14 tRNA genes and 2 rRNA genes are annotated in these 6,062 nt (G+C 52.3%); all 16 read right to left on the reverse strand.

Annotated features, from left to right (window positions below):
* Positions 1 to 2: 2 nt before the first annotated feature.
* A tRNA-Cys gene (locus C0Q44_RS25355) sits at positions 3 to 76 on the reverse strand.
* Positions 77 to 82: 6 nt separating this feature from the next.
* Positions 83 to 157: transfer RNA gene (locus C0Q44_RS25360), tRNA-Gly, on the reverse strand.
* A gap of 4 nt (positions 158 to 161) precedes the next feature.
* Positions 162 to 236, reverse strand: a tRNA-Gln gene (locus C0Q44_RS25365).
* A 12-nt stretch (positions 237 to 248) separates the two neighbouring features.
* Positions 249 to 321: transfer RNA gene (locus C0Q44_RS25370), tRNA-His, on the reverse strand.
* Positions 322 to 350: 29 nt separating this feature from the next.
* Positions 351 to 424, reverse strand: a tRNA-Trp gene (locus C0Q44_RS25375).
* Positions 425 to 430: 6 nt separating this feature from the next.
* Positions 431 to 516 (reverse strand) — tRNA-Tyr (locus tag C0Q44_RS25380).
* A gap of 9 nt (positions 517 to 525) precedes the next feature.
* Positions 526 to 601: transfer RNA gene (locus C0Q44_RS25385), tRNA-Thr, on the reverse strand.
* A 19-nt stretch (positions 602 to 620) separates the two neighbouring features.
* Positions 621 to 696 (reverse strand) — tRNA-Phe (locus tag C0Q44_RS25390).
* Between the two features lie 95 nt (positions 697 to 791).
* Positions 792 to 869 (reverse strand) — tRNA-Asp (locus C0Q44_RS25395).
* 27 nt (positions 870 to 896) lie between these two features.
* Positions 897 to 970, reverse strand: a tRNA-Met gene (locus tag C0Q44_RS25400).
* Positions 971 to 987: 17 nt separating this feature from the next.
* Positions 988 to 1,063 (reverse strand) — tRNA-Val (locus C0Q44_RS25405).
* A gap of 66 nt (positions 1,064 to 1,129) precedes the next feature.
* Positions 1,130 to 1,201 (reverse strand) — tRNA-Glu (locus C0Q44_RS25410).
* Between the two features lie 6 nt (positions 1,202 to 1,207).
* Positions 1,208 to 1,299, reverse strand: a tRNA-Ser gene (locus C0Q44_RS25415).
* A gap of 3 nt (positions 1,300 to 1,302) precedes the next feature.
* Positions 1,303 to 1,378, reverse strand: a tRNA-Asn gene (locus tag C0Q44_RS25420).
* A gap of 67 nt (positions 1,379 to 1,445) precedes the next feature.
* A 23S ribosomal RNA gene (locus C0Q44_RS25425) occupies positions 1,446 to 4,372 on the reverse strand.
* A 413-nt stretch (positions 4,373 to 4,785) separates the two neighbouring features.
* Positions 4,786 to 6,062 (reverse strand): 16S ribosomal RNA (locus C0Q44_RS25430); the annotation flags it as partial.

The raw sequence follows: 6,062 nt of genomic DNA on the forward strand, positions 1-6,062 counted from the left end.
GCTGGAGGCGCCACCCAGATTCGAACTGGGGATAAAGCTTTTGCAGAGCTGTGCCTTACCACTTGGCTATGGCGCCACATTTTGGAGCGGACGACGGGAATCGAACCCGCGACCCTCGCCTTGGCAAGGCGATGCTCTACCGCTGAGCCACGTCCGCAAAATGGCTGGGGATATAGGATTTGAACCTATGCATGACGGAGTCAAAGTCCGTTGCCTTACCGCTTGGCTAATCCCCAAAAAAACAAAAGGGCGATCGAGGGGAATTGAACCCCCGAATGCCGGATCCACAAACCGGTGCGTTAACCACTTCGCCACGACCGCCACAATATAATATTTTTCTAAAAGTTAATTGGCAGGGGCAGCAGGAATTGAACCCACACCAACGGTTTTGGAGACCGTTGTTCTACCCTTAAACTATGCCCCTACAAACTGGTGGAGGATGATGGATTCGAACCACCGAACCCGTACGGGAGCAGATTTACAGTCTGATGCGTTTGGCCGCTTCGCTAATCCTCCAGGATTAAATGGTGCCGGCGAGAGGACTTGAACCCCCAACCTACTGATTACAAGTCAGTTGCTCTACCAGTTGAGCTACACCGGCGTATTAAATTGTGTTAAAATGGTGGCTCGGGACGGAATCGAACCGCCGACACGAGGATTTTCAGTCCTCTGCTCTACCGACTGAGCTACCGAGCCATAATAAAGTTTAATCTTAATTCCTTACACTTTATATAGGGCATCAGTGCTATACAGCAGATGTAGTGAGCAACTTCCCTCATGTAAAGATTAAATGGCGGAACCGACGGGATTCGAACCCGCGATCTCCTGCGTGACAGGCAGGCATGTTAGGCCAACTACACCACGGTTCCAGATCACTTTCTCAAAGGAAAGTATAATTGCGGGGGCAGGATTTGAACCTGCGGCCTTCGGGTTATGAGCCCGACGAGCTACCGGGCTGCTCCACCCCGCGTCGTTATAAAATTTATATGGTGGAGGCTGAGGGGTTCGAACCCCCGACCCTCTGCTTGTAAGGCAGATGCTCTCCCAGCTGAGCTAAGCCTCCGAACAACACATCTATGATCTTACCATAAAGTTGTTGCAAAAATCAACTACTTTTTTGAAGTTAATATGACCCGTAGGGGATTTGAACCCCTGTTACCTCCGTGAAAGGGAGGTGTCTTAACCCCTTGACCAACGGGCCTTATTATGGCGGAGAGAGAGGGATTCGAACCCTCGAGACGCTTGTGACGCCTACACGATTTCCAATCGTGCTCCTTCGGCCAGCTCGGACACCTCTCCATATGGCTCCCCGAACAGGGCTCGAACCTGTGACAACTCGATTAACAGTCGAGTGCTCTACCAACTGAGCTATCAGGGAATATGCTTCAGAGATCATTCTCTGAAAACTAGATTCGAAACGAAATTTGCGATTTATCACTTGCATATTGGATAAGCCCTCGACCGATTAGTACTGGTCAGCTCCATGCATTGCTGCACTTCCACCCCCAGCCTATCTACCTCGTCGTCTTCAAGGGGTCTTACATACTGGGAAATCTCATCTTGAGGGGGGCTTCACGCTTAGATGCTTTCAGCGTTTATCCCTTCCGTACATAGCTACCCAGCGGTGCTCCTGGCGGAACAACTGGTACACCAGCGGTACGTCCATCCCGGTCCTCTCGTACTAAGGACAGCTCCTCTCAAATTTCCTACGCCCACGACAGATAGGGACCGAACTGTCTCACGACGTTCTGAACCCAGCTCGCGTACCGCTTTAATGGGCGAACAGCCCAACCCTTGGGACCTACTTCAGCCCCAGGATGCGATGAGCCGACATCGAGGTGCCAAACCTCCCCGTCGATGTGGACTCTTGGGGGAGATAAGCCTGTTATCCCCAGGGTAGCTTTTATCCGTTGAGCGATGGCCCTTCCATGCGGTACCACCGGATCACTAAGCCCGACTTTCGTCCCTGCTCGACTTGTAGGTCTCGCAGTCAAGCTCCCTTATGCCTTTGCACTCTTCGAATGATTTCCAACCATTCTGAGGGAACCTTTGGGCGCCTCCGTTACTCTTTAGGAGGCGACCGCCCCAGTCAAACTGCCCACCTGACACTGTCCCCGCACCGGATTACGGTACCAGGTTAGAACCTAGATACGATCAGGGTGGTATCCCAACGTTGCCTCCACACAAGCTGGCGCTCATGCTTCAAAGGCTCCCACCTATCCTGTACAGATCGTACCCAAATTCAATATCAAGCTGCAGTAAAGCTCCATGGGGTCTTTCCGTCTTGTCGCGGGTAACCTGCATCTTCACAGGTATTAAAATTTCACCGGATCTCTCGTTGAGACAGCGCCCAAGTCGTTACGCCATTCGTGCGGGTCAGAATTTACCTGACAAGGAATTTCGCTACCTTAGGACCGTTATAGTTACGGCCGCCGTTTACTGGGGCTTCGGTTCACAGCTTCGGATTGCTCCTAACCACTCCCCTTAACCTTCCAGCACCGGGCAGGCGTCAGCCCGTATACTTCGCCTTACGGCTTCGCACAGACCTGTGTTTTTGCTAAACAGTCGCTTGGGCCTTTTCACTGCGGCCCCCTCGTGCTATTCACACTACCGGGGCACCCCTTCTCCCGAAGTTACGGGGTCATTTTGCCGAGTTCCTTAACGAGAGTTCTTCCGCGCGCCTTAGAATACTCTTCTCGCCTACCTGTGTCGGTTTGCGGTACGGGCACCATCACCTGGCTAGAGGCTTTTCTTGGCAGTGTGAGATCATGACCTTCGCTACTATAATTTTCGCTCCCCATCACAGCTCAGCCTTAGTAATGTGCGGATTTGCCTACACATCAGCCTTACTGCTTAGACGGACATCCATCAGTCCGCGTCACTACCCTACTGCGTCCCCCCATTGCTCATAACGGCTTACGGTGGTACAGGAATTTCGACCTGTTGTCCTTCAACTACGCCTTTCGGCCTCGCCTTAGGTCCCGACTTACCCTGAGCGGACGAGCCTTCCTCAGGAACCCTTAGGCTTTCGGCGGACAAGATTCTCACTTGTCTTTTCGTTACTCATACCGGCATTCTCACTTGTATAATGTCCAGCGCTCCTTACGGTACACCTTCAACCCTTATACAACGCTCCCCTACCCCTGATGCACTGCATCAAGCCATAGCTTCGGTGGCGTGTTTAGCCCCGTTACATTTTCGGCGCAGAGTCACTCGACCAGTGAGCTATTACGCACTCTTTCAATGGTGGCTGCTTCTAAGCCAACATCCTGGTTGTCTGTGCAACTCCACATCCTTTCCCACTTAACACACACTTGGGGACCTTAGCTGATGGTCTGGGCTGTTTCCCTTTTGACAATGGATCTTAGCACTCACTGTCTGACTCCCGGAAGTAAGTCTATGGCATTCGGAGTTTGACTGAGCTTGGTAACCCTTGCGGGCCCCGCACCCAATCAGTGCTCTACCTCCACGACTCTGTTTTCCGAGGCTAGCCCTAAAGCTATTTCGGGGAGAACCAGCTATCTCCGAGTTCGATTGGAATTTCTCCGCTACCCCCACCTCATCCCCGCATTTTTCAACATGCGTGGGTTCGGGCCTCCAGTGCGTGTTACCGCACCTTCACCCTGGACAGGGGTAGATCACCCGGTTTCGGGTCTACGTCCACGTACTATGTCGCCCTATTCAGACTCGCTTTCGCTGCGGCTCCGGCTCTTCACCTTAACCTTGCACGGGAACGTAACTCGCCGGTTCATTCTACAAAAGGCACGCCATCACCCCTAAAACGGGCTCTGACTTTTTGTAAGCACACGGTTTCAGGTTCTATTTCACTCCCCTTCCGGGGTGCTTTTCACCTTTCCCTCACGGTACTGCTTCACTATCGGTCGCTAGGAAGTATTTAGCCTTGGCAGATGGTCCTGCCGGATTCATACGGGGTTTCACGTGCCCCGCACTACTCGGGATCCGTCTCGGAGGGAACAAACTTTCAACTACAGGGCTTTTACCTTCTTTGGCGGGCCTTTCCAGACCTCTTCGCTTAATCGGTTCCTTTGTAACTCCATGTGAGACGTCCCACAACCCCAAAGAGCAAGCTCTCTGGTTTGGGCTTCTCCGCGTTCGCTCGCCGCTACTGACGGAATCACTATTGTTTTCTCTTCCTCAGGGTACTTAGATGTTTCAGTTCCCCTGGTATGCCTCTGCATAACCTATGTATTCAGTTATGAGTAACTGGAAATTACCCCAGCTGGGTTTCCCCATTCGGACACCCCCGGATCAAAGCTTGCTTACAGCTCCCCGAGGCAGTTTCGTTGTTCGCCACGTCCTTCATCGGCTCCTAGCGCCTAGGCATCCTCCGTGTGCTCTTAGTAGCTTAACCAAATTGTTCCGGTTTCGACGGCTCGCTTCCCTTGTTTTGCTTGCGCAAAGCCAAAAGTCACTCCCATTCGATACCATCACAACAGCAATTATCTACCTTATAAACACTTCACTTGTTTACACAAGATCAGCTAGGATGATTGTTGATCGGTTGCTTGAACCGAACAAGCATTCATCCCTTAAAGGAATGTTCTAATTCGCAAAATTTCGTTTCGATATCTAGTTTTCAAAGAACAAGCTCCATGCAAAAGCAAGCTGTTTGAGAGTTTGAGCTCTCAAAACTGAGCAACGAGTGAGTTGCTTGTGCTTTCCATTTCATCCACACCGAAGTGACGGACCGAAATGAATCGCTGTGCAGGTTCTAAAAGAACCTGCGTATTTGAATGTTTCCACTCGGGAAACGATTCTCCATAGAAAGGAGGTGATCCAGCCGCACCTTCCGATACGGCTACCTTGTTACGACTTCACCCCAATCATCTATCCCACCTTCGGCGGCTGGCTCCTTGCGGTTACCCCACCGACTTCGGGTGTTATAAACTCTCGTGGTGTGACGGGCGGTGTGTACAAGACCCGGGAACGTATTCACCGCGGCATGCTGATCCGCGATTACTAGCAATTCCGACTTCATGCAGGCGAGTTGCAGCCTGCAATCCGAACTGAGACCAGCTTTGTTGGGATTGGCTCCATCTCGCGATTTCGCAGCCCGTTGTACTGGCCATTGTAGTACGTGTGTAGCCCAGGTCATAAGGGGCATGATGATTTGACGTCATCCCCACCTTCCTCCGGTTTGTCACCGGCAGTCTATCTAGAGTGCCCACCATGATGTGCTGGCAACTAAATATAAGGGTTGCGCTCGTTGCGGGACTTAACCCAACATCTCACGACACGAGCTGACGACAACCATGCACCACCTGTCTCCTCTGTCCCGAAGGAAAGATACATCTCTGCATCGATCAGAGGGATGTCAAGACCTGGTAAGGTTCTTCGCGTTGCTTCGAATTAAACCACATACTCCACTGCTTGTGCGGGTCCCCGTCAATTCCTTTGAGTTTCAGTCTTGCGACCGTACTCCCCAGGCGGAGTGCTTAATGTGTTAACTTCGGCACCAAGGGTATCGAAACCCCTAACACCTAGCACTCATCGTTTACGGCGTGGACTACCAGGGTATCTAATCCTGTTTGCTCCCACGCTTTCGCGCCTCAGCGTCAGTTACAGCCCAGAGAGTCGCCTTCGCCACTGGTGTTCCTCCACATATCTACGCATTTCACCGCTACACGTGGAATTCCACTCTCCTCTTCTGCACTCAAGTCACCCAGTTTCCAGTGCGATCCGGGGTTGAGCCCGGGATTAAACACCAGACTTAAATGACCGCCTGCGCGCGCTTTACGCCCAATAATTCCGGACAACGCTTGCCCCCTACGTATTACCGCGGCTGCTGGCACGTAGTTAGCCGGGCTTTCTTCTCAGGTACCGTCACCTTGAGAGCAGTTACTCTCCCAAGCGTTCTTCCCTGGCAACAGAGCTTTACGATCCGAAAACCTTCATCACTCACGCGGCATTGCTCCGTCAGGCTTTCGCCCATTGCGGAAGATTCCCTACTGCTGCCTCCCGTAGGAGTCTGGGCCGTGTCTCAGTCCCAGTGTGGCCGATCACCCTCTCAGGTCGGCTACGCATCGTCGCCTTGGTGAGCC

This window comes from Paenibacillus sp. PCH8, from assembly GCF_002968835.1.
Classification (GTDB): Bacteria; Bacillota; Bacilli; order Paenibacillales; family Paenibacillaceae; genus Paenibacillus.